The organism is Achromobacter sp. NPDC058515 (assembly GCF_042721735.1).
Lineage (GTDB): Bacteria > Pseudomonadota > Gammaproteobacteria > Burkholderiales > Burkholderiaceae_B > Achromobacter.
Genome location: NZ_JBHXNI010000012.1, coordinates 43,183 through 69,173 on the forward strand (window position 1 = coordinate 43,183; position 25,991 = coordinate 69,173).

26 protein-coding genes are annotated in these 25,991 nt (G+C 66.5%); 23 read left to right on the plus strand and 3 right to left on the minus strand.

The genetic code is table 11. From position 1 onward, the window contains the following. Positions 1–35: 35 nt before the first annotated feature. Positions 36–968, minus strand: coding sequence for a MurR/RpiR family transcriptional regulator (locus ACFWP0_RS20180; protein WP_377845008.1), 933 nt, complete (start codon positions 966–968; stop codon positions 36–38). A 266-nt stretch (positions 969–1,234) separates the two neighbouring features. On the opposite strand from ACFWP0_RS20180, the gene ACFWP0_RS20185 reads away from it, so the two are divergent. The 6 genes from ACFWP0_RS20185 (at position 1,235) to ACFWP0_RS20210 (ending at position 6,092) form a co-directional block, all read left to right on the plus strand. After that, positions 1,235–1,783 (plus strand): MarR family winged helix-turn-helix transcriptional regulator, encoded by a 549-nt coding sequence (locus tag ACFWP0_RS20185; protein WP_377845010.1) that lies wholly within the window; start codon positions 1,235–1,237, stop codon positions 1,781–1,783. Next, complete coding sequence (gene ectA, locus ACFWP0_RS20190; RefSeq protein ID WP_377845012.1) at positions 1,780–2,340, plus strand: diaminobutyrate acetyltransferase; 561 nt, start codon at positions 1,780–1,782, stop codon at positions 2,338–2,340. Before ACFWP0_RS20185 ends, ectA begins: the two co-directional genes overlap by 4 nt. Positions 2,341–2,466: 126 nt before the next feature. Continuing rightward, positions 2,467–3,774 carry a diaminobutyrate--2-oxoglutarate transaminase gene (ectB, locus tag ACFWP0_RS20195; protein ID WP_377845014.1) on the plus strand — a complete coding sequence of 436 codons (1,308 nt, stop codon included), beginning with the start codon at positions 2,467–2,469 and terminating at the stop codon, positions 3,772–3,774. Beyond that, complete coding sequence (locus ACFWP0_RS20200) at positions 3,771–4,169, plus strand: ectoine synthase (RefSeq protein WP_057283782.1); 399 nt, start codon at positions 3,771–3,773, stop codon at positions 4,167–4,169. Before ectB ends, ACFWP0_RS20200 begins: the two co-directional genes overlap by 4 nt. A gap of 16 nt (positions 4,170–4,185) precedes the next feature. Beyond that, positions 4,186–5,112 carry an ectoine hydroxylase gene (thpD, locus tag ACFWP0_RS20205; protein ID WP_377845015.1) on the plus strand — a complete coding sequence of 309 codons (927 nt, stop codon included), beginning with the start codon at positions 4,186–4,188 and terminating at the stop codon, positions 5,110–5,112. A 107-nt stretch (positions 5,113–5,219) separates the two neighbouring features. Then, on the plus strand, positions 5,220–6,092 hold the full coding sequence (locus ACFWP0_RS20210) for an MOSC domain-containing protein (protein WP_377845017.1): 873 nt from the start codon (positions 5,220–5,222) through the stop codon (positions 6,090–6,092). Positions 6,093–6,113: 21 nt separating this feature from the next. Here the strand turns inward: ACFWP0_RS20210 and sugE are convergent, their stop codons facing one another. Next, positions 6,114–6,431 (minus strand): quaternary ammonium compound efflux SMR transporter SugE, encoded by a 318-nt coding sequence (gene sugE / locus ACFWP0_RS20215; protein WP_377845019.1) that lies wholly within the window; start codon positions 6,429–6,431, stop codon positions 6,114–6,116. Between the two features lie 209 nt (positions 6,432–6,640). Between sugE and panD the strand changes: the two genes are divergently transcribed. From panD to ACFWP0_RS20285, 14 genes are all read left to right on the plus strand, one after another. Next, positions 6,641–7,009 (plus strand): aspartate 1-decarboxylase, encoded by a 369-nt coding sequence (panD, locus tag ACFWP0_RS20220; RefSeq protein ID WP_006224022.1) that lies wholly within the window; start codon positions 6,641–6,643, stop codon positions 7,007–7,009. Between the two features lie 69 nt (positions 7,010–7,078). Continuing rightward, positions 7,079–8,125 carry a CDP-6-deoxy-delta-3,4-glucoseen reductase gene (locus tag ACFWP0_RS20225; RefSeq protein WP_377845222.1) on the plus strand — a complete coding sequence of 349 codons (1,047 nt, stop codon included), beginning with the start codon at positions 7,079–7,081 and terminating at the stop codon, positions 8,123–8,125. Positions 8,126–8,305: 180 nt separating this feature from the next. Beyond that, entirely contained in the window at positions 8,306–9,562 is a 1,257-nt protein-coding gene (locus tag ACFWP0_RS20230; RefSeq protein ID WP_377845021.1) for a D-amino acid dehydrogenase, read from the plus strand. Between the two features lie 4 nt (positions 9,563–9,566). Continuing rightward, positions 9,567–10,907 carry an extracellular solute-binding protein gene (locus tag ACFWP0_RS20235; protein WP_377845022.1) on the plus strand — a complete coding sequence of 447 codons (1,341 nt, stop codon included), beginning with the start codon at positions 9,567–9,569 and terminating at the stop codon, positions 10,905–10,907. A 218-nt stretch (positions 10,908–11,125) separates the two neighbouring features. Next, positions 11,126–11,935 (plus strand): TcpQ domain-containing protein, encoded by an 810-nt coding sequence (locus ACFWP0_RS20240; RefSeq protein ID WP_377845024.1) that lies wholly within the window; start codon positions 11,126–11,128, stop codon positions 11,933–11,935. Further along, positions 11,932–13,521, plus strand: coding sequence for a hypothetical protein (locus ACFWP0_RS20245; protein ID WP_377845026.1), 1,590 nt, complete (start codon positions 11,932–11,934; stop codon positions 13,519–13,521). The genes ACFWP0_RS20240 and ACFWP0_RS20245 overlap by 4 nt, the downstream gene beginning before the upstream one ends. A 2-nt stretch (positions 13,522–13,523) precedes the next feature. Continuing rightward, positions 13,524–14,861: a hypothetical protein gene (locus tag ACFWP0_RS20250; protein WP_377845027.1), complete on the plus strand. Its 1,338-nt coding sequence runs from the start codon at positions 13,524–13,526 to the stop codon at positions 14,859–14,861. After that, positions 14,848–15,360, plus strand: a complete 513-nt coding sequence (locus tag ACFWP0_RS20255) for a hypothetical protein (protein WP_377845029.1) — start codon at positions 14,848–14,850, stop codon at positions 15,358–15,360. Before ACFWP0_RS20250 ends, ACFWP0_RS20255 begins: the two co-directional genes overlap by 14 nt. Beyond that, the gene (locus tag ACFWP0_RS20260) at positions 15,357–17,084 is read left to right on the plus strand and encodes an ATPase, T2SS/T4P/T4SS family (RefSeq protein ID WP_377845031.1); all 1,728 of its coding nucleotides are present in this window, start codon (positions 15,357–15,359) and stop codon (positions 17,082–17,084) included. The genes ACFWP0_RS20255 and ACFWP0_RS20260 overlap by 4 nt, the downstream gene beginning before the upstream one ends. Next, positions 17,077–18,213, plus strand: a complete 1,137-nt coding sequence (locus ACFWP0_RS20265) for a hypothetical protein (RefSeq protein WP_377845033.1) — start codon at positions 17,077–17,079, stop codon at positions 18,211–18,213. The genes ACFWP0_RS20260 and ACFWP0_RS20265 overlap by 8 nt, the downstream gene beginning before the upstream one ends. Positions 18,214–18,268: 55 nt before the next feature. Beyond that, positions 18,269–18,886 (plus strand): type 4 pilus major pilin, encoded by a 618-nt coding sequence (locus tag ACFWP0_RS20270; protein ID WP_377845034.1) that lies wholly within the window; start codon positions 18,269–18,271, stop codon positions 18,884–18,886. Between the two features lie 80 nt (positions 18,887–18,966). Then, positions 18,967–19,959, plus strand: a complete 993-nt coding sequence (locus ACFWP0_RS20275) for a prepilin (RefSeq protein ID WP_377845036.1) — start codon at positions 18,967–18,969, stop codon at positions 19,957–19,959. A 102-nt stretch (positions 19,960–20,061) separates the two neighbouring features. Beyond that, positions 20,062–22,686, plus strand: coding sequence for an alanine--tRNA ligase (alaS, locus tag ACFWP0_RS20280; RefSeq protein WP_377845037.1), 2,625 nt, complete (start codon positions 20,062–20,064; stop codon positions 22,684–22,686). Next, a complete protein-coding gene (locus ACFWP0_RS20285; protein WP_377845039.1) occupies positions 22,686–22,955 on the plus strand; it encodes a sulfurtransferase TusA family protein in 270 nt (89 codons plus the stop codon). The genes alaS and ACFWP0_RS20285 overlap by 1 nt, the downstream gene beginning before the upstream one ends. An 88-nt stretch (positions 22,956–23,043) precedes the next feature. Here ACFWP0_RS20285 and ACFWP0_RS20290 read toward each other — a convergent pair whose 3' ends face one another. Beyond that, on the minus strand, positions 23,044–23,625 hold the full coding sequence (locus ACFWP0_RS20290) for a hypothetical protein (RefSeq protein ID WP_377845041.1): 582 nt from the start codon (positions 23,623–23,625) through the stop codon (positions 23,044–23,046). 444 nt (positions 23,626–24,069) lie between these two features. Here ACFWP0_RS20290 and rpsP point away from each other — a divergent pair, with 444 nt between their 5' ends. From rpsP to trmD, 3 genes are all read left to right on the plus strand, one after another. After that, positions 24,070–24,330, plus strand: a complete 261-nt coding sequence (rpsP, locus tag ACFWP0_RS20295; RefSeq protein ID WP_006224007.1) for a 30S ribosomal protein S16 — start codon at positions 24,070–24,072, stop codon at positions 24,328–24,330. A 90-nt stretch (positions 24,331–24,420) separates the two neighbouring features. Then, the gene (gene rimM / locus ACFWP0_RS20300) at positions 24,421–25,038 is read left to right on the plus strand and encodes a ribosome maturation factor RimM (protein ID WP_377845043.1); all 618 of its coding nucleotides are present in this window, start codon (positions 24,421–24,423) and stop codon (positions 25,036–25,038) included. Further along, entirely contained in the window at positions 25,038–25,910 is an 873-nt protein-coding gene (gene trmD, locus ACFWP0_RS20305; protein ID WP_377845045.1) for a tRNA (guanosine(37)-N1)-methyltransferase TrmD, read from the plus strand. Before rimM ends, trmD begins: the two co-directional genes overlap by 1 nt. Positions 25,911–25,991 lie beyond the last annotated feature (81 nt).

Sequence of the window (25,991 nt, forward strand, 5' to 3'; positions counted from 1 at the left end):
CAGGGGTTGAAGGCGGATGCGGGCAGGGGCGGGCGTCAGCCCGGCCGGCGCGGGCTGGCGCCGGTCCAATAGATGTTGTCGGCGCGCAGGCGCTGTTCCACCTCGGTCAGGCGGTTCAGCACCTCGTCGCCGCCGCGCGCGGTCAGGCGCGCGATCAGATGTTCGGCCAGCCCCAGCAGGCCGGCGGTGGTGTGGAAGAACGAACCGGGCCCCTGGCGCGCGGGCCGCGCCTGCACGCCGTCCCGGTCGGGCGGCGCAAAGCGCAGCGTGTGGCGGGCGTCGACGGCCAGCGGCGACAGCGGGTCGTCGGTCAGCGCAATCAGCGCCACGCCGCGCTGGGCGGCCTGGCGGGCGAGCTGGACGGTGGCGGTCGGGTAGGGCGCCTGCGAGATGACGATCAGCGCGTCGCCCGCCTCCAGGTTGTCGGCCTGCTCGGCGGGCGCGCCGCCCATGCCGTCGATCAGGACGCTGTTGCGGCGCACCAGTTGGTACGCATAACGCATCTGGAACGCAATGCCGAAGGCCGAGCGCGTCCCCAGGAAGCCGACCTGGCGGGCATCCAGCAAAGTCTGCACGGCCGCGTCGAAGGCCGAAGGGGGATTCAGCGCGCACACGGAGCCCATGGCCTGGATCTGGTAGTCGGTCAGCACGTCATGCCCGGGCGCGGCGGGTTCGCCCGCCGCGGCCTGCAAGGCGGCGGCGCGGTCGCGCAGCCCCGGCCGGCTGTGCCCGGCCAGCGCCTGCTGGAAGGGCTGGCGGAACCCCTCGTAGCTGGCGTAGCCGACCGCGCGCGCCAGACGCAGCATGGTGGCGGGCGCCACGCCCAGGGTCTGCGCCTGCCGCCGCATCGACCAGAGGCCGACTTCGGCGGGATGGGCCACGACCCAATGCGCCGCGCGCTGCAGTTCCGGCGGCAGCTGATCCAGCTTTTCCTGCAGGGTCAGAAGGAGGTCGGACGGCATTGGCATGTCGGGCAGGGCAATATGTAAGAAAACATATGATAAATACGACGAATTAAAAAAAACATATGTTTTTTATAGGGGCTTCCACCAGTAGCCCCGTCCCCGATAAAGCGGCGCCCCACGGCCAAGCATCAAGTCCAGCCATAGTGCATTTATCTTCTGCAAATCGGTGTTCATTTATTTACATCGTGCCCAGGGGTTTTTGTTTGACTCGAATAGATCGGTCGCATATCATTCGTGTAGAAATGAATTTGACCCAACCTATTTCAACCATGACCGAAGCCGCGAAATCTGATCCCGCCCAGCAGTACGACCTGCGCATTTTGCGAGCCTTGCGCCGCATCACGCGTTCGATCGCACTGCACTCGCGCCAGTTGTCGGCGGTCAGCCATATCACCGCGCCCCAGCTGATGTGCCTGCGCACGGTAATGGCCAACGGGCCCATGACGGCCACGGCCATCAGCCGCGAGATGCACGTCAGCCCCAGCACGGTGGTCGGCATCCTGGATCGCCTGGAAGACAAGGCTTTGATCCGCCGCGAGCGGGGCCGCGAAGACCGCCGCATCGTGTTTGTCACCGCCACGGACGCCGGGCGGGAATTGGCGCAAGGCGCGCCGTCGCCGCTGCAAAAGCATCTGGCCGACGCGCTCAATGCCTTGCCGGAATTGGAACAGGCCACCATCACGCTGTCCCTGGAGCGCATCGTCGCGCTCATGGAACAGGATGGCCAGGCCGCAGTCGACACGCATGGCGACGTGTCGTCGCCCATCCTTGAAGTGCCCACGGGCGGGGCACCCCCAGAATCGGGAATCGTCGCATGAAGAAAAACGAACTGGACTCCCCAATACTCTCAAGTGCCGTGGCGCCGGCGGTCAGCGCGCAGACCCATACCATGCGTCTGCCCGACCGCAAAGACGGCGCCGCCATCCACCGCCTCATTTCCGAGTGCCCGCCGCTCGACCTGAATTCCCTCTACGCGTACCTGCTCCTGTGCGAGCACTCTCGCGACACCTGCGTCCTGGCCGAAAGCGCCGGTGGACGTATCAACGGCTTTATCTCCGCTTATGTGATCCCGGCCCGGCCCGACGTCCTGTTCGTCTGGCAGGTCGCGGTGCACGCCCGCGCACGCGGCCATCGGTTGGGCCGCGCCATGCTCCGGGAGCTCTTGCGACGCAAGGGGCTCGAGCATGTCCGCTATCTTGAAACCACGGTGGGGCCTGACAACCAGGCATCGCGCCGCACTTTCGCCGGCCTGGCCGGCGAGACAGGCGCCCACGTCTCCGAACAGCCGTTCTTCGACCGGCAACTCTTTGGCGGCGCGGACCATGACGACGAGATGCTGTTGAGGATAGGTCCGCTCGCCTTGCCGGTCCCTTAGGGACGGCGCAGGCCTGACGGTCTTATCGATTACCGGGATGGTTCACCCCGATCCGGATGCGCATCCCGCACCCGGAGGGGAGCTGGCCGTCCGTCAACTTATGAGATGAAAGGGAGGATTGATCATATGGACTTGAAAATCTTTGACCGTATGGAGTCGGAAGTGCGGGGCTACATCCGGTCGTTTCCCGTGATATTCAGCCAGGCTCGGGGCTCGACCCTCATTGATGAGGACGGCACCGAATACATCGATTTCTTCAGCGGCGCAGGCACGCTGAACTACGGCCACAACAATCCTGTTCTCAAGGAAAAGCTGCTGGAGTATGTGCAGTCGGACGGCGTCGTCCACGGACTGGATATGGCCACCAGCGCGAAGAAGCGTTTCCTGGAGACGGTGGATCGCGTGCTGCTCAAGCCGCGCAACTGGCAATACACCCTGCAGTTCACGGGTCCGACCGGCACCAACGCCGTGGAAGCCGCGCTGAAGATCGCGCGCCAGGTGAAGGGTCGCCCCAATGTGATTTCCTTCACGCATGGCTTTCATGGCGTGAGCGGCGGCTCGCTCGCCGCGACGGCCAACATGAAGTTCCGCGACGCCGCCGGCTACGCGCTGGGCAACACCACCTTCATGCCCTACGACGGATACTTCGGTCCGGACGTGGACACCATGTCCTACCTTGAGCGCATGCTGGAGGACCCCAGCAGCGGCATGGACAAGCCGGCCGCGGTCATCGTGGAAACGGTGCAGGGCGAAGGCGGCGTCAACGTGGCCACGCTGCGCTGGCTCAAAGAGCTGGAAAAGCTGTGCAAGCGCCACGACATGCTGCTGATCGTGGACGACATCCAGGTCGGCTGCGGCCGCACCGGCACGTTCTTCAGCTTCGAGACCGCCGGCATCCGCCCGGACATCATCACGCTGTCGAAATCGCTGTCCGGCTTCGGCCTGCCCATGTCGCTGGTGCTGATGAAGCCCGAGCTGGACATCTGGAAGCCGGGCGCCCATAGCGGCACGTTCCGCGGCAACAACCTGGCTTTCGTCACCGCAACCCAGGCGCTGGAAACCTACTGGACCAACACGGCCTTCACCGCCGAGATCCAGCGCAAGGAGCGCCTGGTGGGCGACTGGCTGGAGAACCTGGTGCACAGCTATCCCAATGCCGGCCTGTCGGCGCGCGGCCGCGGCCTGATCCAGGGCCTGGTGGCCAACACCACGCCGGCGCTTGCAAACCGCATCTCGCAATGCGCGTTCAAGAAGGGCGTCGTAATCGAAACCTCGGGCGCGCACGACGAAGTGCTCAAGCTGCTGCCCGCGCTGACGATCGAGGAAGACCTGCTGGCCAAGGGCCTGGATCTGATCGAGGCCAGCGTGGCCGAAGCGCTGGCTGACGAGGGGCAGTCCGCCCGCATTCTGAAATTTGGAGGAAAACGTCAATGATCGTACGCAATGTCAAAGATGTGATCGGCACGGCCGACGAAGTCCGCACCGACACCTGGGTCAGCCGCCGCGTGCTGCTGAAGAAGGACGGCATGGGCTTCTCCTTCCACGAGACCACCATCTTCCCGGGCGGACGCACGCACATCCACTACAAGAACCATCTTGAGGCGGTGTGGTGCATCGAAGGCGACGGTTCGATCGAGACCATCGCCGACGGCAAGAAGTACGACCTGGGGCCCGGCGTGGTCTACGCCCTGAACGAAAACGACGAGCATTGGCTGTGCGGCGGCAAGGAGCCGCTGCGCGTCATCTGCGTCTTCAATCCGCCGCTGACCGGCCAGGAAGTCCACGACAAGGAAGGCGTGTACGCCTTGCCCGAAGCCGTCGCGGCCTGAAACCAAGGAGGTTCGCATGATCTCACCTGCACAGGATCCGTACGCCTCCCGTACGGACCGAAGTTCCGCTATCATCTCCCGCCAGGATCCGGTGGTCTACGAGGACGGCAAGTACGCCGGCGCCTTGAGCGGCGAGCAAGTCGGGCAATATGAGCGCGACGGTTTTCTCCTGCTGGAAAACCTGTTCTCGGAAGCCGAGATCCGCGCGCTGTCCGCCGAGGTCGAGCGCATGACGCGCGATCCGTCCATCATCCGGCGCGAAGAGTCCATCACCGAGCCCGGCAGCAACGCCGTGCGCTCCATCTTCATGGTGCATGTGCTCAATCCCATGCTGGCCCGCCTGGTGCGCGATCCCCGGCTGGTCAACGTGGCGCGGCAGATCCTCGGCTCCGAGGTGTATATCCATCAGTCGCGCGCCAATATGAAGCCGGGCTTCAAGGGCAAGGAGTTCTACTGGCACTCCGACTTTGAAACCTGGCATGTCGAGGACGGCATGCCCTCGATGCGCGCATTGAGCTGCTCGGTGCTGCTGACCGACAACAACGATTGCAACGGTCCCTTGATGCTGGTTCCCGGATCGCACCGGCAGTTCATTTCGTGCGTCGGCGAGACTCCGAACGAGCACTACAAGCAATCGCTGAAGAAGCAGGAGTACGGCGTGCCGGATCCGGTCAGCCTGCAGCTGCTGGTGGAGCAGGGCGGCATCCGCTCCATGACGGCCAAGGCCGGCTCGGTGGTGTTCTTCGACTGCAACACGATGCACGGCTCCAACAGCAATATCTCGCCGTGGCCGCGCGCGAATGTCTTCATGGTCTACAACAGCATGGAGAACACCTTGAACCCGCCCAAGTACGGCCTGAACCCGCGTCCCGAGCATATCGCGACGCGCAAGGGGTTCAAGGCGGTGACGCCGCTGGACGCCTTGAAGCTGGTTGGCGGTTAAGCCGGCAGACTGTCCAGACCAAGCCCGGGCCCGCCCCGGGTTTTTTGCGCGACACCGGGCTGCGCTTGTTATATTCTCGGCACCCGTAACGTTGAGCCTTCGCCGCCATGTCCGCCCGTATCCTCAGCCTGCACATCTATCCCGTCAAATCCTGCGCGGGCATCGACCTGAACGAATCGCCCATCGACCGCGCCGGCCTGGCTCACGACCGCCGCTGGATGGTGATCGGCGCCGACGGCAAGTTCATGACCCAGCGCCAATGGCCGGCCATGGCGCTGATCCGCACGGCGCTCGCCGCCGATGCGCTGCGCCTGTCCGCGCCCGGCATGGCGGACCTGGATGTAGCCCTGGATGGTTCCGGGCTGGAGCCGGGGGCGGAAACCGTGGCCGTATGGAGCGACACCATTTCCGCGCGGCGCGAAAGCGCGGCTGCGGGGCAATGGCTTACGGAATTCCTCAAGACGCCGTGCCGGCTGCTCAAGGTGGATGCGGCGGCGCAACGGACGGCCAAGCCGGATTGGGTTTCGCGCTGGGTCGACGCGCATCCCGATCTGGCGGACGCATTCGTGGGGGATCACTATTTTGGCTTTGCCGACGGTTTTCCGCTGCTGGTGGCCAACCAGGCATCGCTGGACGACCTGAACGCGCGCTTGCAGGCCAAGGGCGCGGCGCCGGTGCCGATGGACCGGTTCCGGCCGAACATCGTGGTCCAGGGCGAATGGGAGGCCTTCGAGGAAGACCATACCGCCATGATCACGGCGGGCGACGTGCGGATGGCGTTCGTCAAGCCGTGCACCCGCTGCTCGATTCCCGACATTGACCAGCGCACCGCGCGGCAGTACGACGAACCGGGCCGCACGCTGTCGGGCTACCGCAATCTGGATATCGGCGTGGTGTTCGGACAGAACGCCATCCTGGACGCGCCGGCGGGGGCGCGCCTGAAGGTGGGCGACGCGGTCGAGATCGAACTGGATTTCTGACCCGCCGCCCCGTCTGGCGCCTTACGCCGTGGACAGCTTCAGGCCGACCAGGCCCAGCACGATCAGCGCGACGCTGGCGATGCGCATCCAGCTGGTCGATTCGCCGAACAGCATGATGCCGGCCACGAAGGCGCCGATCGTGCCGATGCCCACCCACACCGCGTAGGCGGTGCCCAGGGGAAGGGTTTTCATGGCGACGGCCAGCAGCCAGAAGCTGATGATCATGCCGCCCACGGTAATGAGGGACGGCCACAGGCGGGTGAATCCGTTGGTGTACTTCAGGCCGACGGCCCAGACGATTTCAAACAGGCCAGCCAATACCAGGATGATCCAGGTCATGCACGACTCCTAAGCTTGCATTGCCGGCATTGCGCCGGCAGACAGGGGTCGTCCCCGGATGAAAAGCGCCGGTCGCTTGGCCGCGCGCATCAACGGGCCGTCCCGTTGCGGCAAAAATTATAGAATACCGGCTTCCGACGGCAAAACCGGGTGCCGGGCATCAACTCTGCAACACTTCGCGTTCCGGGCCGCGAAACCAGGATATTTTTATGCAACGCATCATGCTGCGGGCAAAGCTGCACCGCGTCACGGTCACCGAAGCCGACCTCCACTACGAAGGATCTTGCGGCATCGACGAAGACTTGCTGGACGCTGCCGGCATGCGCGAGTTCGAACGCATCGAACTCTACAACGTCACCAATGGCGAACGTTTCGACACCTACATCATCAAGGCGGCCCGCGGCAGCGGCGCCATCTCCTTGAACGGCGCGGCCGCGCGCCGGGCCCAGGTGGGCGATCTGTTGATCATCTGCACCTACGGCCCGATGTCCGAAGCCGATTCGGCCACGCACAAGCCGCAAGTGGTGCTGGTGGACGACGCGAATCGCGTCAAGGAAATCCGCAAGTTCCCGGCTTGACGCCGGGCCGGGCGGAGCGCCATGCCGGCCGTGCCGGATAGCGCTCCGTCAACCCTGAACCGTTTCATCATGAGCTTCCAGGTCATCATCCAACCCAGCAAGCATCAATTCCCGGTCGAGCCCGGCCAGACCGTGCTCGACGCCGCCCTGGCCGCGGGCATCGTGTTGCCTTACAGCTGTCGCAACGGCGCGTGCTCCACCTGCAAGGGCAAAGTGGTGTCCGGGGAGTTCGACGCCGGCCAGTACCCCGCGCAGATTCTCTCGCCCGAGGAACTGGCGGACGGCTACACGCTGTTTTGCCAGGCGCGGCCCGAGTCCGACCTGGTGGTCGAATCCACCGAGGTCCGGCTGGCCAGCGATATCCAGATCCGCAAGCTGCCGTCGCGCGTGCAGACGCTGGAGCGCGTGGCGCCGGACGTCACGGTGCTCAAGCTGCAACTGCCGGCTTCCGAGCAGTTCCGCTACTACGCGGGCCAGTATGTCGAAGTCATCCTGAAGGATGGCCGCCGCCGGAGCTATTCCATGGCGGGCGCGCCGCATACCGGCAGCCCGCTGGAACTGCACATCCGCCACATGCCCGGCGGCCTGTTCACCGACCACGTCTTCGGCGCGGGCGACACGCAGATGAAAGAGCGCGAGATCCTGCGCCTGGAAGGGCCGTTCGGCTCGTTCTTCCTGCGTGAAGACAGCGACAAGCCTATCGTGCTGCTGGCCAGCGGCACGGGCTTCGCCCCGGTCAAGGCGATCGTCGAGCACATGATCCACAAGAACATCAGCCGTCCGGTTGTCCTTTACTGGGGCGGCCGCCGTCCGCAAGACCTGTACATGGATGCGCTGGCGCAATCCTGGTCCGGCCTGCTGCCGAATTTCAGCTATGTGCCCGTGGTGTCCAATGCCCTGCAGGAAGACGGCTGGGCCGGCCGCACCGGCTTTGTCCACGAAGCCGTCATGAACGACATCGCCGATCTCTCGGGCCATCAGGTCTATGCCTGCGGCACGCCATTGATGGTGGACGCGGCGCGGCGCGAGTTCAGCACCCAGAACGGATTGCCGCCAGAAGAGTTCTACGCGGACGCCTTCACGTCCGAAGCCGACCTGGCGAAAGCCGCGTCGTAAGTAACATGAGATGAGCGGAAGGGGCGGAACCCATGAACCTGAAAAGGTCTGTGACTTCCGCCCCTTTTTATTACTTAGGCGGCGGCAAAGCGGCGGGGTAAACTGCTTTGGCGGCGGCTTGCCAGGGGGCGCGGACATCGGGTCCGCGAACGGAACTGGTGCGCAAGGAGCAATGCGGGCATGAAAGTAGCGGTATTGGGTAGCGGCATTATCGGCATCTCCAGCGCCTGGTGGCTAAGCCAGGCCGGCCACGACGTCGTGGTCATAGATCGCTGCACCGGTCCCGCGCAGGAAACCAGCCTGGCCAACGGCGCGCAGATCTCCGTGTCCTATGCCGAACCCTGGGCCAACCCGCAAGCGCCGCTCAAGCTGCTGAAATGGATGTTCCAGGACGACGCTCCGCTGCTGTTCCGTCCTCAGCTGGACTGGCGCCAGTGGATGTGGGGCCTGGCGTTCCTGCGCGAGTGCCTGCCCGGCCGCCTGGCTCCGAATATCCGCGCCATGGTCCGCCTGGCGGAATACAGCCGCGCCACCCTGCGCGGCATGCGTTCCGAATTGGGCATCCAGTACGACCACCTCGAGCGCGGCATCCTGAATTTCTACCGCGATCCGCACGAATTCGAAAACTCGCAGCGCGCCGCCGGCCTGATGCGCGATTTCGGCGTCGAGCGCCGCGTGGTTTCCGCGGACGAGGTCATCGCGATCGAACCCGCCTTGGCGCCGCATCGCCGGACCATCGTCGGGGGCGACTACACGCCCGAGGACGAAAGCGGGGATGTGCATCTGTTCACCGTCGCGCTGGCCGAACGCTGCGCCCGCGCGGGCGTCGAGTTCCGCTACAGCACGCGCGCCACGCGCCTGCTCACCACCGGCGGCACCGTGCAGGGCGTGGAGCTCATCCAGCCCGACGGCCAGTACACCACCTTGGCGGCCGACGCCTATGTCGTGGCGATGGGCAGCTTCAGCCCCGCGCTGTTGCGTCCCCTTGGCGTTCCGTGCAACGTCTATCCGGCCAAGGGCTATTCGGCGACGTTCCCGGTCTTGAATCCCGCCGCCACGCCGACGGTCAGCCTGACGGACAGCAGCCACAAGATCGTCTTTTCGCGCCTGGGCGACCGCCTGCGCATGGCCGGCACGGCCGAGCTGTCCGGCTACTCCCGCAGCCTGAATACCGGCCGCTGCGAAGCCTTGACGCGCCTGGCGCGCGAACTCTTTCCCGACGCGCTCGATTTCGAGCGCGTCAGCTATTGGTCGGGCTTGCGCCCGTCCACCCCCTCGAACGTGCCCATCATCGGCCGCAGCCGCATCCCCAATTTGTATATCAATACGGGACACGGTACGCTTGGCTGGACGATGGGTGTTGGCTCGGGCCGGGCATTGGCCGATCTGCTCAGTGGACGGCGGCCAGAACCGGAATTCCCTTTTCTTGGTCTGTGAACCTATGAAGAAACTGCAATTGGCGGGCGTAGCCCGCGCGATGTTCGCCAGCCGGCGCGCATGGGTATTTGGCGTCGCCATGGCGATGGCAGGCGCGGCGAATGCCGCTGCCGTGGAGATACAGGTCTGGCACACGCTGTCCGACGCAAACAAGGCCGAGTTCGAAAAGCTCGCCAAGCAATACAACAAGGAACAGGACGAGGTCCGCGTCACGCTGCGCGGCTTTGCGTCGTCCAACGCCCTGGAGCAAGAGGCCGTGTCCGCGGTCAAGGCCAAGAAGGGCCCGAACCTGCTGCAGCTCAATGACAACCACTCGCCCGAAGTCGTGGCCCAGCACAAGGCTGTGCTCCCGCTTTACCAGCTGCTGGCCAAGTACCCGATCAAGGACCTGAACTGGTTCATTCCCGCCACCAGCAGCTTCACGCGCGACAGCAAGGGTCGCCTGCTGGCCTTCCCGTGGATGGCTGAAGTGCCGGTGATGTTCTACAACACCGCCGCCTACAAGAAGGCCGGCCTCGATCCCAACAAGCCCGCCCGCACCTGGACCGCCCTGCAGGCGGAACTCCTGAAGCTGCGCGACGTGGCCGACATCGATTGCCCCTACGCCTCCAGCGACCAGGTCGCGGTCCACCTCGAGAACCTGGCCCCGATCAACAACCAGCTGTTCACCAGCAACAACAATGGCCTGGACGCCGTCAGCAAGAAGTCGGCCGCGCCCGCCATGCAGTTCGACACGCTCTACATGCGCCACATCTCGCTGATGGTGAGCTGGAAGCGTTCGCTGCTGTTCACGGCGTACTCGGGCGACAACGCCAGCGACAAGCTGTTCGCCAAGGGCGAATGCGCGGTGCTGACGGCCAACTCGGGCGCGTTTGGCCAGTTCCTGGCCACCAAGTCGCTGTCCTTCGGCGTGGCGCCCCTGCCTTACTACGACCAGGCCACCAAGGAGGGCGGCAAGCCCTTCGTGAGCGGTTCGGCCCTGTGGGCGCTTGACGGCCATCCCCAGGCCCAGGAAAAGGCTACCGCGAACTTCCTGGCCTGGCTGTCCAAGCCGGTCGTCGCCGCCGAATGGCATCAGCGCACCGGCTATCTGCCGCTGACCGAGGCCGCTTTCCGCGCGTCCGACGTGTCGTTCTATAACCGCATCCCTGGCGCCCAGACGCTGATCGCCTCCATGAGCGCCAAGCCCGTCGCGAACAGCCGCGGTTTCCGCATGGCCAACTACGACCGCATCGAGCCCGTGCTGAACAAGGAGCTCACCGATGCCTTCGAAGGCAAGGTGCCGCCGGTGGCCGCGCTGAACAATGCCGCCTCGCAAGCGCGCAGCATTGCTTCGCAACGCTGATGGCAACGGAATGACGCGTCGCCGCTGACGCGAAACCCCGCGCTCTTGCGCGAAAAGCCCGGTCTTCCGACCGGGCTTTTTCTTGCCCGCCGATCCGGCGCGGGCAGCGTGGATCAATCCATCCATGCGTACATGCCAGTCTGGCGGGGCCACCCGCGCTCATCCACCATGCCGCTCATGCGTATCGCTTCCGATGCGCCTTTTGCTTGCGGTGAGGCATGGTGCGAATCTTCTTCCTGATGGCGGGGCTGTCCTGCCTGAGCGCATGTACTGGGGCCGGACAAGGCCTGGGCGGGTCTTCCTGGCAGGCCGGGAACCCGTCCGCGCAGGGCTTTCGCTTCGACTGGCAATTGTCCGGCGATCCCGCCGTCGCGCCCATGCAGGTGTTCGACGACGGCCGCGAAACCTGGCTGCAATTCGCGCCGGGCCAAGCCCTGCCCGCGATCTTCGGCGTGGGCAGCGATGGCGAACGCGCCTTGCCATACGTGCGCCGCGATCCGTACGTGGTGGTCGCCGGCCCATGGAAAGGCCTGGCGTTTCGCGGGGGGCGGCTGGCGGCGAAGGCGCAGCGGGCGCAAGCGGTTTCGCCGGGCCTGGCGGCGGCGCCTGAATCGCCGGAGCCGGAATCGCCGGCGCTGCCGCCCGCCGGCGCCTTGGCCGCGGGCGGCAGCCCGGCGCCCAGGGCGCCAATGGACGCAGCCGTTGCGCACGCGCCTGCCGCCGCGCCGGCTGCCCTGTACCGCGCCGCGCCGCCGGACGCCACGCTGCGGGCCGTGCTGGCGCGTTGGGCTGACATGGCGGGATGGACCTTCCAGCCCCAGCATTGGGCGGTCGACGTGGATATTCCGCTGTCCGCCACCGCTGAATTCTCCGGCGACTTCAAGTCGGCCGTGCGCGGGCTGCTCGGCGCCACCGAACTCGCGGATAGGCCCCTGCAACCCTGCTTCTATGGCAACCGCGTGCTGCGCGTCGTGCCCATTGCCCAATCCTGCTCGCGCATGACTGTTTCGCAAGGAGCCGCGGCATGAAGCCCAGACTGCTTTTGTCGGCCGCCCTGTCCTGCGTGCTGGGAGGATGCGCGGTATCGCAGCAGGTCTCGGACCTGCGCCGCGCGGCCAGCGGCCGGCATGCCGACGCGGCGGCCCGCCATCAGGCCTTCGCCGATGGCCTGTCGGACCGCCAGGCGCGCATCGATGCGCAGGATGTGGCGGCGCCATGGCTGGCGGGCAAACCGCAGCCCCTGGCGCGCGAGGTCCTGCTGCCGCCCGCGCTTCGGGAAAACGTGCAAACCACCATGATGCTTGCGGACGACGCCGATCTGCCCGCGCTGGCCCAGCGCCTGACCGCCGCGACAGGCATCGCGGTGCGGGTGCGTCCCGATGCCTTGCTGCCGCAGGATCTGTTCCTGCCGCGGCTGGCCATCAGCGGTTCGCTGTCCCTTTCCGCGCCCGCGCGCATCGAGGTGCGGTCCGGTCCGCAACCGCTTGCCGACCTGCTGGATGCGCTGGCAGCGCGCTTTTCGGTTTATTGGCGCTACGAACACAATGCGCTGGAGTTCTATCGAACCGAGACGCGCGTGTTCGACTTGCGGGCGCTGTCGCTGGCCAGCAAGGTCGACGTGCGGCTGGGCCGCTCGGGCAGCGCGGAAGGCGAGGGGTTCGAAAGCACCTCCAATACTTCCCTGTCCGCGGGCGAGCACAACGCGCTGGCCATCCTGCGCGCCAACATCCTGCCTTTCCTGACGCGCTCGGGCGTCATCGGAGACCCGGTGGACGGCGCCACCACGCTGGTCGTGACCGATACGCCGGATGCGCTGGACCGCGTAGCGCGCTACCTCGAACGCGAGAACAAGGCGCTGACCCGCCGTGTTCGCCTCGTGTTCGAGGAAATCACCCTCATCGCCAACAGCGAAGCCTCGGGCGGCATCGACTGGACCGCCCTGTACGCCGCCGCTGGCGCAACCGCGCGGCTCGCCCTGCCCGGGGCATCCGGCGCCGGCGCGGGGCTGCTCCAGGCGGCCGCGGGCAGGGGGCCGTTCCAGGGTTCGCAAGCCATCGTTTCCGCCCTCAGCGCCATGGGCGCGGTCGTGCGGCACAGCAAGATCCCGGTCCTGACGCTGAACCGCCGGCCTGTCACGCATGCCGTCAGGACCACGTTCTCTTACATCGACCGGGTGCAAAGCACCGCGGTCCCCGGCGCAACGTCCAGCGGCGCCAACGGGTCGCTGCCGGCGGTGTCCATCAGCCAGAAGGAAGAAACAGTGGGTTCCTTCCTGACTTTGTTGCCGGACATCCAGGAAGACGGCCAGATCCTGTTGTCCATCGCCTATGACAACGCGGTCGCGCAACCCTTGAAGACCATCACCTTCGGAGAGAGCGCCAACCAGGTCCAGGTCCAGCAGATCACGATCGACGGCAGCGGCACCGTGCAGCAGATCGAACTGCGCCCCGGTCAGCCCATCATCGTTTCCGGCTTTGACCGCAACCAGGATCAGCATGATCGCCAACGGCTTGCGCCAGGGATGCCGCTGCTCGCCGGCGGCCTGGACAGCGCCGCCTCCGAACGCCTGACGACGCTGGTGCTGGTGACGGCCCAGGTCGAGGAAGGATATTGAGCGTGAACCGGGCGCCACAATTTCTGCTGCTTGAATGTCCGGGCTCGGGGCGGATGCTGGCGTTCGGCTTGCGCTGGTTTGCGCTGATCGGGTCCAACGTCCCCGCGCTGGCGCGTGCGCGTGCGCGGCGACTGCGGGCGACGCATTACGTGGTGGGCGGCGCGCCCGCCACGGTGGCAGGCTATGGCCGCGCGCATGCGGGATGGCGCCGCAGTGCGCCCGCCCGCGCGTCCCGCCAGAAGGGCGGGGCACACCTGCAGTCGGCCGCGCAGTTGTTCGCGCTGCTGTACCCCGATGGCGGCTACAGCCTGGTCCGCCTGCCGGATGGGCGGCAGTGGCTGGTGGCGGCTCATGGCGGCACGGTGCTGTCGCAGACGGACAGGGTCTTTGGCTCGCTGGAAGAGGCCCTGCCGGAACAAAGGGCGTTGCTTGCCCAGCGGCCCGCCTTGAAGGAGCACGCCGCCGGCGAGGTCTGGGCGGCCCTGCTGCAGGCAACCGAGCCCGGCGCCCGCCTGGCGGCGCTGCCTACGCGCTGGGCGGAGCTGCCGCTGGCGTTGCGGCTGTTCCTGGTGTGCGTCGGCCTTGCCGCCGCGGTCCCTCCCTTGTGGAACACCGTCGCCGGATCGCTGTTCAGGCCAGCGCCGGCCAAGCCCGAGTCCGTTACGGTCCGTGAGCTCCAGGAAGACGCCCACCAGGCCATGTTGCGCGGCACGGCCGCGCACGCGCCGGCCGAGCTGGCCCGCTTGCTGGCCGGCGTGGGCCGGCTTCCCATACAGGTCCGGGGCTGGGCCTTGCGCCGGGCACAGTGCGACGCCGGCGCGCAGCAATGGAATTGTTCCGCTGTCTATGCCAGGGCCCATCCCCTGGCCACCAACGACGGCCTCCATGCGTTGCTGCCTGCCGGCTGGCGGGTGTCGTTCAAGCCGCTGGAAGAGGCCACGCTGACGTGGCGCATGGCGTCCGGCGCGATATCGCTGGCCGATCTGGCGCTGCCCTCCGCGCTGCATGTCGATACCCAGGTGGCAGGCGCCCTGCAGCGCCTGCGGCCCGCTTTCGCCTCGATGGCCCTGTCGCCGCCCGCGCCCATGCAGCCGCGCACGCAGGCCCCTGCGCAAGCGAACGCCGCGCGAACCGGCGCCGCGCCGGCGGACCTGCCCATCGTCAGGCGGCGGGCCCTGACCATGCACGGGCCCTTGCGGTCCATGGCGCTCCTGCCGGGCCCCATCCCGGCGGCCCGCTGGTCCCGTCTTGTGGTGGACGTCCAGCCGCAGCTGCGGCCCAGCCTGGCCGCCAGCACGCTCGTTGCCGAATTGCAGGGAGATCTCTATGAACAGGAATAGGCTGAACAGGAACAGGCATGGCGCAAGGCGTCGCTCGATCATCGGACGACTTTGCCTTGGTCTCGCGCTGGCTGCCGGCGCGGCCCCGGCATCCCAAGCCCAGGCCGACGCGCCGCAAGCGCAGGAGCCCCAGCCGTGGCCCGAAGCCGAGACCGTGCTCACCTTGCTGCGGGCGGATGCAGCGGCCGCCTTGGCGGATTGCAGGGTGCCGGGCATTTGCGCGCCCGGCGCCGGACCCACCGCGCCGATCGTGCCGTCTTCGCGCGGGCGCGACGATATCCGGGTAGCTGCGATATTCGGCACGGCCAGGAGGCTGAGCGTCGACGTCGTCGTCAATGGTTCGCTGCTGCGCTATCAGGCGGGCCGCGCCGATCCGGTCGCGGGTACGGCCGTGATGGACGCCTACCGCTTGCTGACCATCGACGGGGCCTGCGTGCGGCTGCACCGAGACGGCCACGACCATACCGCCTGCCTGGACGCGGAGGGCGCCCGGCCATGAACTCGCAACCGCTGCCCGCGGCCGTGGCCGCGGCTCCGCCGGAACTCCTGTCCCCTGAAGACATCGCGCGCCTGGACCCGGCATTTGTCCGTGCGCTGGGCCGCGAGTTCGACCTGGCGGCCCTGGCCGGCCGCCTGTGTCCGGTGCTGCTGGAAGGCGGCGAGGCCGCCGTCTTTGCCGTGAAGGAGTACACGGTGGGAGACCAGATCGACGAGGTCGAGCGCATGGTGCGGGCAGCGGGCTACCGGCAGGCGCAACCCTCGCGCTATGTGCTGCCCGCGCCGCTGCTGCTCATGGTCGCCCGAGACCAACTCGTGGCTCCGGGCCTGGGGCGATGGGGCAGGGTGCGGCAGGCGGAACGCGCTTCGGCGCTGGCCGCGCTCTTCCTGGATATCGTGCGTTGGGGGGTGGCCCAAAGCGCAAGCGACGTCCACATCAACGTGGACCAGCGGCGCGACGCCGCCGATATCCGCTACACCATCCATGGCGAGTACGTCGGCACCGGCCGGTTCTCGGGCTTGTCCAGCGCCACGCTGCTGGAGGTCCTGGCGGTGGCATGGATGGATGTGCGCGGGGGCAACGGCGCGGTGTTCGACCCCGCGCTCGAACAGCAGGGGCGCATCGCGCTCGAGGTGGACGCCGTTCCCATCGTGCTGCGCTGGGCGTCGCTGGCCACCGATGCGGGGCCCTCCGTCTGCCTGCGCATCCTGCGCCTGGACGCGACCGTCGACGGCGACCTGCTTGCGTTGGGCTATCTGCCGCAGCAGGCCGCAACCCTGCTGCGGGCCCGCGAGCGCGAAGGCGGCGCCATCGTGCTCGCGGGCGTCGTGGGCTCGGGAAAATCCACCACCATCGCGGCCCTGATGCGCGGTATCGCGCCCACCCGCAAGGTCATCACGCTGGAAGACCCGGTGGAATACCACATCGGCAATGCGCTGCAGAACACGCTGGGCGGGGCGCTGGCCGCCTCCGCCTGGCCGGCGTTCGACGCCAAGCTCAAGACCATCAAGCGGTCTGCGATGAACGACTTGCTGATCGGCGAGATCCGCGATACCGATACCGGGCGCGCCTTCATGGATCTGGCCAGCTCGGGGGTCAGCCTGTACTCCACCACGCACGCGGGATCGGCCGCGATGATTCCCGAGCGCCTGGCCTCTGATGCGATCGGCGTGTCGCGAGAATTCCTGGCCTCGCCCGGCATCCTGAAGCTGCTTGTCTACCAGACCTTGCTACCCCGCCTGTGCAATGCGTGCTCGCTGCCGGTGGACAGCCTGTGGGGAGGCGGCCAACGGCATCAGGCGTCCGGCGCCGGGCACGATTGGCGGTCATGGGTGCGCGAAATACAAAGCGTGTTCCTGCTGGACGCCGGCGCGCTCAAGGTCAGGAACGCGGCGGGATGCCCGGAGTGCCGGCGCGCGCAATTGCCCGAACTCAACGGCACGGCGGGCCGCAGCGTCGTCGCCGAGATGCTGGAGCCCGAACGCATGGACGGATTCCTGGAGCGGGTGCTCAGGCGCGACAACCTGGGGCTGAAGGAGCAGGCCCAGGCGGGCGGCCCGGCTGCGTGGCGCGACGCGGCCACCCGTGGCGCAAGCGCACTGGACTGCGCGCTGTACAAGGTCAGCCAGGGCGAGGTCGACCCCCGCTCCCTGCTGCGCAGATTCGACCTGCCCATGACGCCGCATGCCGCGGGTGTCGATCCGGCCCGAGGCGAACATGGCTGATCCTGCGCTGCGCACATCCCCATGGTTGCGGATCGCGGGCGGCGCCTGCCAGTTGCGGCTGGACGCATTGCGCTTTCGCTCCCAGCGCGCGGATTACTACGAGTACCTGGCCGACCTCGTCGAAGGCACGCAAGGGCGCAAGAGCCTGCGCGACATCTTCGAAGACGATGCGCGTCGCTACGGACTGGCCACCGAGCGCGGCCGCCTGTGCCGGCACTGGGCAACTGCCTACCTGGAGGCTGGGGGCGACCTGGGCGTTGCATGGGCGGACACGCTGCCGTCCAGCGAATGCCAATTGCTCAGTTGCGTGCAGGATGAGGGCGGCGACCTGCCGGCGGCGTTGCGCGACCTGGCGCGCGCAGTCAGGCTGGCATCCGACGCATGGCTGGCGCTGGTCTCGGCCGCCGCGACCGGCGTGGTGGCGGCAATCGTGGCTTTCGCCCTGCTGTGCGCCATCCCTTTCTTCACCGTGCCGCGGCTGCAGCAGGTGTTCCAGGCCGTGCCGCCCGAGGACTACGCGCCTTTGACGCGCGCGCTGTTCGCGCTGGCCCGCGGCTTGAGGCAATGGCTCGCGCTTTGGGTGGTCCTGATTTTCGGGCTTGCCTTGCTCAGCTTGTGGTCGCTGGCGAACTTCACCGCAGGCGTCAGGGCCACGCTTGACCGCTGGCTTATCTGGCGGCTGTACCGGGATTTTCAGGCGATCCGCTTTCTTTCGTTGCTGGCCGTGCTCATCAGGCAGCACGGAGCGGCCGACACCCGGTTGCGGCACGCATTGTCCGTGCAGGCCCGCGATGCGCAACCCTGGCTGCACGGGCATCTGCAAGCCATGCTGAACCGCATCGACGCGGGCGCAAGCGGCCCCGAGATATTCAGCACAGGGCTGCTGGAGCCGGAAACGTGGTGGTACCTGGCCGACATGATGGACGCCTTGGGCGTGGAGGCCGGGCTGGCGCGCGTACGCCAGCGGATCGAACTCCGCTTGCTGTCGCGGGTGCGGCGCCAGGCGCTGGTGTTGCGCTGGTCGCTCCTGATCTCGTCCCTGGCGACCGTGCTGGGCATCACGCTGTGGCATTACGGGGTCATCGACGAGCTGCGCCGGGCCCTGACCAACTTCTACGCCAGCCAATAGAAAGCGGGCGACAACGGCGCAGCCGCGCTGCGCGCTTCATTCAGAGAGGATAGCGATGCAAGGTTTTCAGACGTTCCGATCCGGCGCGGTGCGCCAACAGGGGTTTTCATTGATGGAGGTGTCCATCGTCACCGCCATTGTCTTGCTGATCGCCATCGTCGGCATCCCGGCAATCGGCGGCTATGTGATCGAAAACAAGGTGCCCAAGGTGGGCGAAGAGCTGCAGCGCTTCATCGCCAGCATGAAAATCAACGCGCAAGGCGGCGGCGTCATGCCCTACACGGGCCTGGATACCGGCGCCCTGGCCAATGCGCTGCGCGACTCCACCGTGCTGGCCGTGCAAGGCTCGGGCGCGGCGGCGAGCGTCGCGCACGGATTGGGAGGCAGCGGGACGGGCGGCAGCGGCGTGGTCGAGGTCGAGGCCGCCGCCGTTGATGGCGCGGGCATGGGCTCCGCGTTCACCCTCACGCTGACCAGCGTCAGCCACGCGGCCTGTCCCGCGCTGGCATCCGTCCTGCAGCGGGTGTCGGAGATCATTTCCATCACGGGAAGCAGCGGAGCCAAGGTCGTCAAGGACACGATCGCCAGACCCGGCGTGCCCTACCGGGCCGCGCAGGCCCAGGCCCAATGCAGCCAGGGCGACGTCAACACCTTTGTGTTTACCGCAAGATGAGCCGGCCTTCCCGCGCTTTGAACCCTCCGCGCCGCGCGCCCGGTTCCCGGCGGCGCCAGGCGGGCTTCTCGCTGGCGGCAATGGCGCTGGCGCTCGCCATCACCACCGCGGTCGCCATCTGGGCGTCCAACGAAGTCGTGCATGGCATAGAAGCCGCCGCGGCGCGGTCCACGGGGGTATGGATGACCCAGGTCCGCCTCGCGGTGTCGGGGGTGCTGGCCCGCCATTTCGACGCCTTGGCCAAGGGCGAGAGACCCGTGAACAGCCAAGGCCTCCCCTTGTTTGCGGACGCATTCCGGCCCACCTTGGCCGAACTGCGCGGCCACGGGCACCTGCCCGCCGACTTTCCCGACCAGTCGGTCATGGGCTTCGGCGCGGAAATAAGGATTTCGCGGGTGCCGGCGTGTCCGGGCGAGGCTTGCCGGATCGACGGCGTGGTCTATGCCGACAAGCCGTTGCTAAAAAAGGGGACGCAATTTCCCGATCAAATTGCCATGGCCTCCATCATCGAGGCTGCGGGCGGTTACGGCGGGGCGGTGTGGCCAGAGGCGCCAGCCCAATTGCGCGGGGCCGCGTACAGCTTTCCCAATCCATTGGCCCCGGGCGCGCCGACCTATGCGCCGGGTACCCTGGCGCTGTGGGCAGGGGCAGGGGCCGGCAGCGGGCAACCGGATCTGAGCGCCTACGTCAAAATGCGCGATACGCGAGACCCTGGCCTCCAGGGGCCGCTCTCGGTGGCGGGCAGCGTCCATGCAGGAGCTTACGTGACCGTGGGCGCACGAGAGACTCCGGGCTATTTCTGCGGTGTGGCATCGGGCGCCCTGGCCAGTTCCGATCAGGGGGAGCTGCTCGCTTGCCAGTCCGGTGTCTGGAAGCAGGCAAGCGGCGGTTTTGGCGGCGCGTACAGCATGAATTACCCGCTAGGATGCGTCCATTACACGGGTGTTTCCACGGCGAACCCCCGCACGGGCGAGTGTTCCTGCCCTGAAGGATACGCGGAGGTCATCGTCTCCGCGGGCGGGAAATGGACCGAAACCGAAGGGTGGACCACCGGCTACGTCTGCGTCCGGTAAACCCCGGTGGGCCCCGGGCGCCCCCCAGGGCCCACCCCGTTCCCGCGCATTTCCGCCAACCCTCTATAATCAACGATTCGCCTAAATCCTGCTTCATCCACGATGAAATCCTCCGAGATTCGCCAGCAGTTTCTGCAATTCTTCAAGTCCAAGGGACACACCATTGTTCCCTCGTCGTCGCTCGTCCCCGGCAACGACCCGACCTTGCTCTTCACCAATTCGGGCATGGTCCAGTTCAAGGACGTCTTCACGGGCAAGGAATCGCGGTCGTACACGCGTGCCACCTCGTCGCAGCGCAGCGTGCGCGCCGGGGGCAAGCACAATGACCTGGAGAACGTGGGCTACACCGCCCGCCACCATACGTTCTTCGAAATGCTGGGCAACTTCAGCTTTGGCGACTACTTCAAGCGCGACGCCATCCAGTACGCCTGGGAACTGCTGACGCAGGTCTACAAGCTGCCCGCCGAGAAGCTCTGGGTCACCGTCTACCAGGAAGACGACGAGGCCTACGACATCTGGGCCAAGGAAGTCGGCGTGCCGGCCGAGCGCATCATCCGCATCGGCGACAACAAGGGCGCGCGCTACGCTTCCGACAACTTCTGGCAGATGGCCGACACCGGCCCGTGCGGTCCGTGCTCGGAAATCTTCTTCGACCACGGCCCCGAGATCTGGGGCGGCCCCCCGGGATCGCCCGAAGAAGACGGCGACCGCTACATCGAGATCTGGAACCTGGTGTTCATGCAGTTCGAACGCGATGCCGCCGGCAACATGCCGCGCCTGCCGCGTCCCTGTGTCGATACCGGCATGGGCCTGGAGCGCATCGCCGCTGTCTTGCAAGGCGTGCATTCCAACTACGAGATCGATCTCTTCCAGCACCTGATCGCCGCCGCCGCGCGCGAAACCGGCATCAAGGACCTCGAAGACAACTCGCTCAAGGTCATCGCGGACCACATCCGCGCCTGCTCGTTCCTGATCGTCGACGGCGTGATTCCCAGCAACGAAGGCCGCGGCTACGTGCTGCGCCGCATTGTCCGCCGCGCGCTGCGCCACGGCTACAAGCTGGGCCAGACCAAGCCGTTCTTCCATCGCCTGGTGCCGGATCTCGTCGCCGAAATGGGCGAGGCCTACCCGGAACTGGCGGCCACGGCCGACCGCGTCGCCCAGGTGCTCAAGCAGGAAGAAGAGCGCTTCGGCGAAACCCTGGAACACGGCATGCGCATCCTGGACACGGCCTTGGCCAATGTGCCCAAGGGCGGCGTGCTGGACGGCACCACGCTGTTCACGCTGTATGACACCTACGGCTTCCCCGTGGACCTGACCGCCGACATCTGCCGCGAACGCGAAGTCGAAGTCGACATGGCCGGTTTCGAGGTCGCCATGGAGCGCCAGCGCGACCAGGCCCGCGCCGCCGGCAAGTTCAAGATGGCCGAAGGCTTGAGCTACGAAGGCGCCGAAACGCGCTTCGAAGGCTATGAAAAGCTGGAGCTGGACAACGTCAAGGTCACGGCGCTGTACGTGGATGGCACCCAGGTCCAGGAAGTGAAGACCGGCCAAAGCGCCGTCGTCGTGCTGGACGCCACCCCGTTCTACGCGGAATCGGGCGGCCAGGTGGGCGACACCGGGCTGCTGGAAGCCGACGGCTTGCGTTTCGCCGTCGCAGACACCCTGAAGATCCAGGCCGGCGTGTTCGGCCACCACGGCGTGCTGGAATCCGGCTCGCTGTCGGTCGGCGCCACGCTGCTGGCCCGCGTGGACGCGGTCCGCCGCGCCCGCACGGTCCGCAACCACTCGGCCACCCACCTCATGCACAAGGCCTTGCGCCAGGTGCTGGGCGCGCACGTGCAGCAGCGCGGCTCGCTGGTGGACCCCGACAAGACCCGTTTCGACTTCGCGCAGGATGCGCCGCTGACCGCTGAGCAGATCGCCCGGGTCGAAGCCATCGTCAACGCGGAAGTCCTGGCCAACCAGCCCACCGTGGCCCAGGTCATGGCCTACGACGACGCCGTCAAAGGCGGCGCGATGGCGCTGTTCGGCGAAAAGTACGGCGACACGGTCCGGGTGCTGGATATCGGCTTCTCGCGCGAACTCTGCGGCGGCACTCATGTCAGCCGCACGGGCGACATCGGCCTGTTCAAGATCGTTTCCGAAGGCGGGGTGGCCGCGGGCGTGCGCCGCATCGAAGCCATCACCGGCGACAACGCGCTTGCCTGGGTGCAGAACCAGAACGCCTTGCTGACCCAGGTCGCAGGCATGCTGCGCAGCACGCCGGCCGATTTGCCGGTGCGCATCGCGCAGGTGCAGGACCAGGTCAAGGCGCTCGAGAAGGAACTGGAGCAATCGCGCAACAAGCTGGCCGCCAGCGCGGGCAACGATCTGGCTTCCAGCGCCGCGGTCGACGTCAAGGGCATCAAGGTCCTCGCCGCCAGCATCGGCGACGTGGATCCCAAGGCGCTGCGCGGCATGGTCGACAACCTGAAGGACCGCCTGAAGCCGGCTGTCGTGCTGCTTGCCACCGGCTCGGCCGACGGCAAGATCAGCGTGGTGGGCGGCGTGACCGCCGACCTGACCGACCGCATCAAGGCCGGCGACCTGGTGGGCTTCGTCGCCAGCCAGGTGGGCGGCAAGGGCGGCGGCCGTCCCGACATGGCAATGGGCGGCGGCACAGACATCGCGGCCTTGCCGGCGGCGATCGCCGGCGTGCGCAAGTGGGTGGACGAGCGCCTCTGATGAACGACGTTGATCCCAGCCTCGATGCCGGCGCCGAGGCGCCGGCCTTCGAGCAAGAGGTCGACGCAAGCGGCCTGACCTGCCCCTTGCCCATCCTGCGCGCCAAGAAGGCATTGGCGCAGATGGAAAGCGGGCAGGTGTTGCGCGTCATCACCACGGACCGCAACGCGATCCGCGACTTCCAGGCCTTCGCGCGCCAGACCGGCAATGTGCTGGTCGCACAGCGGGAAACCGACGGGCGTGGCGTGCATTTCCTGCGCCGGCGCTAGCCACCTGCGTCCGGTAAAAGCCAGTAAAAAACCGGCAAAAGCAAAAGGCCCGCATCTAGCGGGCCTTTTTTCATGCGTGCGGTTCCGCCTACCTGCGGATAGCCGCGGCAACCGCCTGCGTAATGGTGAAGTCCACCAGATCGCCTTCCTTCAGTTGTTGAAGCTTCTCTCGCAGGGCGGGGTCCTGCACCTGGATGGTGCGCCTGCCGCCTTGCGGTCCCTTCAGGATCACCAGGTTCGCGCTTCTGTTGATGTGCCAGATCTCGGCGGTGATCGTGGTCTGGCGGCCGATGGCGCCGCCTGGCTGGGCGCCCTTCGCGCTGCGCGTCGCCGCGGTTTCGGTGACCACTTCGGGCGCGCCCGAGCCGGCGGGGCGCACATCGACCGCGACGGACTCGTAATAATCAAGCGTCAGCGTATCGCCGGGCTTGATCTGCTGGAAGTTGCGGACGTCCGGTCCCGCTACGACGTCGACGGTGTTGCCGTTGGCGCCCTGCAATGTGATGGTCCGGGTGGCCGGATCCACGGCGGTGACCTGCCCCGAGGCGGTCGTCAACGCGGCCCCAAGCACTCGGGCGGAGGCGGCGATAGGCATCGCCAGCGTGCCCGCCAGCAAGCCCGCCAAAGCCAGGCGCGCGACAGGAGCGAGGACTGATTTTTGGTTCTTCATGGTGTTGCACCCTCCAGTTAGAGGAAGTTTTTGGGGGAAAACGCAGGAAAAAGCGGGGACGCGGTCGCGAGCGGCGAGGGATCCGCGCTCAGGACGGGGAGGCTTGAGGAAGTGTGGTGACGGCGCCGTTGCGGTGCGGTCTGGCGGAGCAAGACGCAGGGTATTGCGTAGAACGACATAAAACCGATCTCTCCAATCGGGTTATTCTTCAAACGCACCGGTTGCTCAAACGCATTAAAAATAGGCACTGGGCAGGCGCAAGTGCGGCTGGGCGGCTACACTTCACGCTGCGGCGGGCCAAGGCCCGTGTTTGTAGAATACCCGGATGTGGTGTTTTAGGATACAAATCGCGCCGCATTGCAGATTTCAGCACTCCCATTTGCCAGCAGGCTTCTTTAAGTGCTAGAATTTCCCGTTTTTCACAACTAATTCAAGGGATTACCTATGGTGGTGATTCGCCTGGCCCGCGGTGGGTCCAAGAAGCGTCCGTTTTACAACCTGGTGGCCACCGATTCGCGTAACCGTCGCGACGGCCGCTTCATCGAGCGCGTGGGTTTCTACAACCCCGTAGCTAGCGAAGGCACGGAAAACCTGCGCATTGCGCTGGATCGCGTGCAATACTGGACCGGCACCGGCGCCCAACTGTCGCCCGCTGTCGAACGTCTGGTCAAAGACTACTCGGCCAAGGTTTCCGCCGCGGCTTGATTGCCCGTGTCGCAAAACCTGAGCTGCTAGTTTTACTACGCTTAAAAGCTACCATTCATAGCTGCTTCATAGCTAACGAGAGCACGATACATGTCTGATGCCGCAACCTCCAACGCGGCGCCTACGGATTTGATCGAGCTGGGCCGCATCACTGCAGCCTACGGTGTGAAAGGCTGGGTTAAGGTGCAGCCACATTCGGCCAATGCCGAAGTGCTGCTCTCAGCATCTCAATGGTGGTTGACTCGCCCTGTGCCTGAATTGGCGCGGGGCGCTGTCGCGTCTGCGCCTGTCGCATTCAAGATCGTGCAAGTCCGTTCGCAGGGCGCCACCGTGGTGGCGCAGCTAAAGGGCATTGCGGATCGCGATCAGGCCGAAGCGCTGCGCGGTTATTCCGTGCAGGCGCCGCGCGGTTCCTTTCCCGCGCCTGAGGAAGACGAATACTACTGGGTCGATCTTATCGGTTGCGCGCTGTATACCAGCGCCAACGGAGAACCCGCGCTGATAGGCGTGGTTGGCGAGGTCCTCGATAACGGCGCTCATGCCGTCTTGAAGGTCTTGTGCCAGAAAGCAGGGGCCGAAGGTCCCGAGCCTCTTCTGGACGCCAAAGGCCGACCCGCCGAAATGCTCGTTCCGTTCGTGCGCGCGCACATCCACGCCGTCGATCTGGCTGCTCGCCGCATCGACAGCGACTGGCCCGCGGATCTTTGATGCGATTTGACGTCGTTACGCTCTTTCCCGAAATGTTCGGGGTGGTGCGCGACCTGGGCGTCACCGGCCGGGCTCACGCCCAGGGCCGGTGGTCCCTGCATGCCTGGAATCCCCGCGATTTCACGCAGGACGTGCATCGCACGGTGGACGACCGCCCCTACGGCGGCGGTCCCGGAATGGTGATGATGGCGGCTCCCCTGGAAGCCGCCGTCGCTGCCGCGCAGGAAGCGCGCGCCGTGCAAGGCCTGGGCCGCGCGCCCGTGGCGCTGCTGGCGCCCGTGGGCCGGCGCTACGATCAGGCCGGCGCCGAAGCGCTGGCCGCAAGCGAAGGCCTCATCCTCATTTGCGGCCGCTACGAAGGCGTGGACCAGCGCTTCATCGAACGCTGCGTCACGCATGAAATCTCGCTGGGCGACTTTGTGTTGTCCGGCGGTGAAATCGCCGCGCTGGCGGTGATAGACGCCGCCGTGCGCCTCTTGCCCGGCGTGCTCAACGACGGCGATTCCGCCCTGCAGGATTCGTTCAACGACACCTTGTCCGGCTTGCTGGACAGCCCGCACTACACGCGCCCCGAGGTGTACGAAGGCGAAGCGGTGCCGGCTCCCTTGCTCAGCGGGCATCACGCGAATATCGCCCGCTGGCGGCGTGAGCGCTCGCTGGCGCTGACCGCGGCGCGGCGGCCCGAACTGCTCGAAACCGCCCGCGCCAAGGGGTGGCTGAGCAAACTGGACGAGCGCTACCTGGCGGAACTGTCCGGAACCCCCATGCCGGCCGGCAATGCCTCCCGCAAGCGCCGTCCCTCCGGGAAAGTCCCCTCGGACGCAGCGCCTTCGGCCGCGCCCGACGCTCCCAAGACGCCCGACGCGTCCTGACGCTTCCCAACGATTCATCCGTCCGCAGACGCTAGGGATCTTCCTAGGTTGTGGGCGTTTCGGCGGCTTCTTAGTATTGAA

What these genes read in the sequence shown, in the direction of transcription:
- ACFWP0_RS20240 (WP_377845024.1), top strand. Translation starts at nt 11,126, where the DNA reads ATGGTGCGAATCTTCTTCCTGATGGCGGGGCTGTCCTGCCTGAGCGCA.
- ACFWP0_RS20180 (WP_377845008.1), bottom strand. Translation starts at nt 968, where the DNA reads ATGCCAATGCCGTCCGACCTCCTTCTGACCCTGCAGGAAAAGCTGGAT.
- ACFWP0_RS20235 (WP_377845022.1), top strand. Translation starts at nt 9,567, where the DNA reads ATGAAGAAACTGCAATTGGCGGGCGTAGCCCGCGCGATGTTCGCCAGC.
- alaS (WP_377845037.1), top strand. Translation starts at nt 20,062, where the DNA reads ATGAAATCCTCCGAGATTCGCCAGCAGTTTCTGCAATTCTTCAAGTCC.
- ACFWP0_RS20200 (WP_057283782.1), top strand. Translation starts at nt 3,771, where the DNA reads ATGATCGTACGCAATGTCAAAGATGTGATCGGCACGGCCGACGAAGTC.
- ACFWP0_RS20255 (WP_377845029.1), top strand. Translation starts at nt 14,848, where the DNA reads ATGAACAGGAATAGGCTGAACAGGAACAGGCATGGCGCAAGGCGTCGC.
- thpD (WP_377845015.1), top strand. Translation starts at nt 4,186, where the DNA reads ATGATCTCACCTGCACAGGATCCGTACGCCTCCCGTACGGACCGAAGT.
- ACFWP0_RS20245 (WP_377845026.1), top strand. Translation starts at nt 11,932, where the DNA reads ATGAAGCCCAGACTGCTTTTGTCGGCCGCCCTGTCCTGCGTGCTGGGA.
- ectA (WP_377845012.1), top strand. Translation starts at nt 1,780, where the DNA reads ATGAAGAAAAACGAACTGGACTCCCCAATACTCTCAAGTGCCGTGGCG.
- ACFWP0_RS20185 (WP_377845010.1), top strand. Translation starts at nt 1,235, where the DNA reads ATGACCGAAGCCGCGAAATCTGATCCCGCCCAGCAGTACGACCTGCGC.
- trmD (WP_377845045.1), top strand. Translation starts at nt 25,038, where the DNA reads ATGCGATTTGACGTCGTTACGCTCTTTCCCGAAATGTTCGGGGTGGTG.
- ACFWP0_RS20265 (WP_377845033.1), top strand. Translation starts at nt 17,077, where the DNA reads ATGGCTGATCCTGCGCTGCGCACATCCCCATGGTTGCGGATCGCGGGC.
- sugE (WP_377845019.1), bottom strand. Translation starts at nt 6,431, where the DNA reads ATGACCTGGATCATCCTGGTATTGGCTGGCCTGTTTGAAATCGTCTGG.
- ACFWP0_RS20260 (WP_377845031.1), top strand. Translation starts at nt 15,357, where the DNA reads ATGAACTCGCAACCGCTGCCCGCGGCCGTGGCCGCGGCTCCGCCGGAA.
- ACFWP0_RS20275 (WP_377845036.1), top strand. Translation starts at nt 18,967, where the DNA reads ATGGCGCTGGCGCTCGCCATCACCACCGCGGTCGCCATCTGGGCGTCC.
- ACFWP0_RS20270 (WP_377845034.1), top strand. Translation starts at nt 18,269, where the DNA reads ATGCAAGGTTTTCAGACGTTCCGATCCGGCGCGGTGCGCCAACAGGGG.
- ACFWP0_RS20285 (WP_377845039.1), top strand. Translation starts at nt 22,686, where the DNA reads ATGAACGACGTTGATCCCAGCCTCGATGCCGGCGCCGAGGCGCCGGCC.
- ACFWP0_RS20210 (WP_377845017.1), top strand. Translation starts at nt 5,220, where the DNA reads ATGTCCGCCCGTATCCTCAGCCTGCACATCTATCCCGTCAAATCCTGC.
- ACFWP0_RS20230 (WP_377845021.1), top strand. Translation starts at nt 8,306, where the DNA reads ATGAAAGTAGCGGTATTGGGTAGCGGCATTATCGGCATCTCCAGCGCC.
- panD (WP_006224022.1), top strand. Translation starts at nt 6,641, where the DNA reads ATGCAACGCATCATGCTGCGGGCAAAGCTGCACCGCGTCACGGTCACC.
- rpsP (WP_006224007.1), top strand. Translation starts at nt 24,070, where the DNA reads ATGGTGGTGATTCGCCTGGCCCGCGGTGGGTCCAAGAAGCGTCCGTTT.
- rimM (WP_377845043.1), top strand. Translation starts at nt 24,421, where the DNA reads ATGTCTGATGCCGCAACCTCCAACGCGGCGCCTACGGATTTGATCGAG.
- ectB (WP_377845014.1), top strand. Translation starts at nt 2,467, where the DNA reads ATGGACTTGAAAATCTTTGACCGTATGGAGTCGGAAGTGCGGGGCTAC.
- ACFWP0_RS20290 (WP_377845041.1), bottom strand. Translation starts at nt 23,625, where the DNA reads ATGAAGAACCAAAAATCAGTCCTCGCTCCTGTCGCGCGCCTGGCTTTG.
- ACFWP0_RS20225 (WP_377845222.1), top strand. Translation starts at nt 7,079, where the DNA reads ATGAGCTTCCAGGTCATCATCCAACCCAGCAAGCATCAATTCCCGGTC.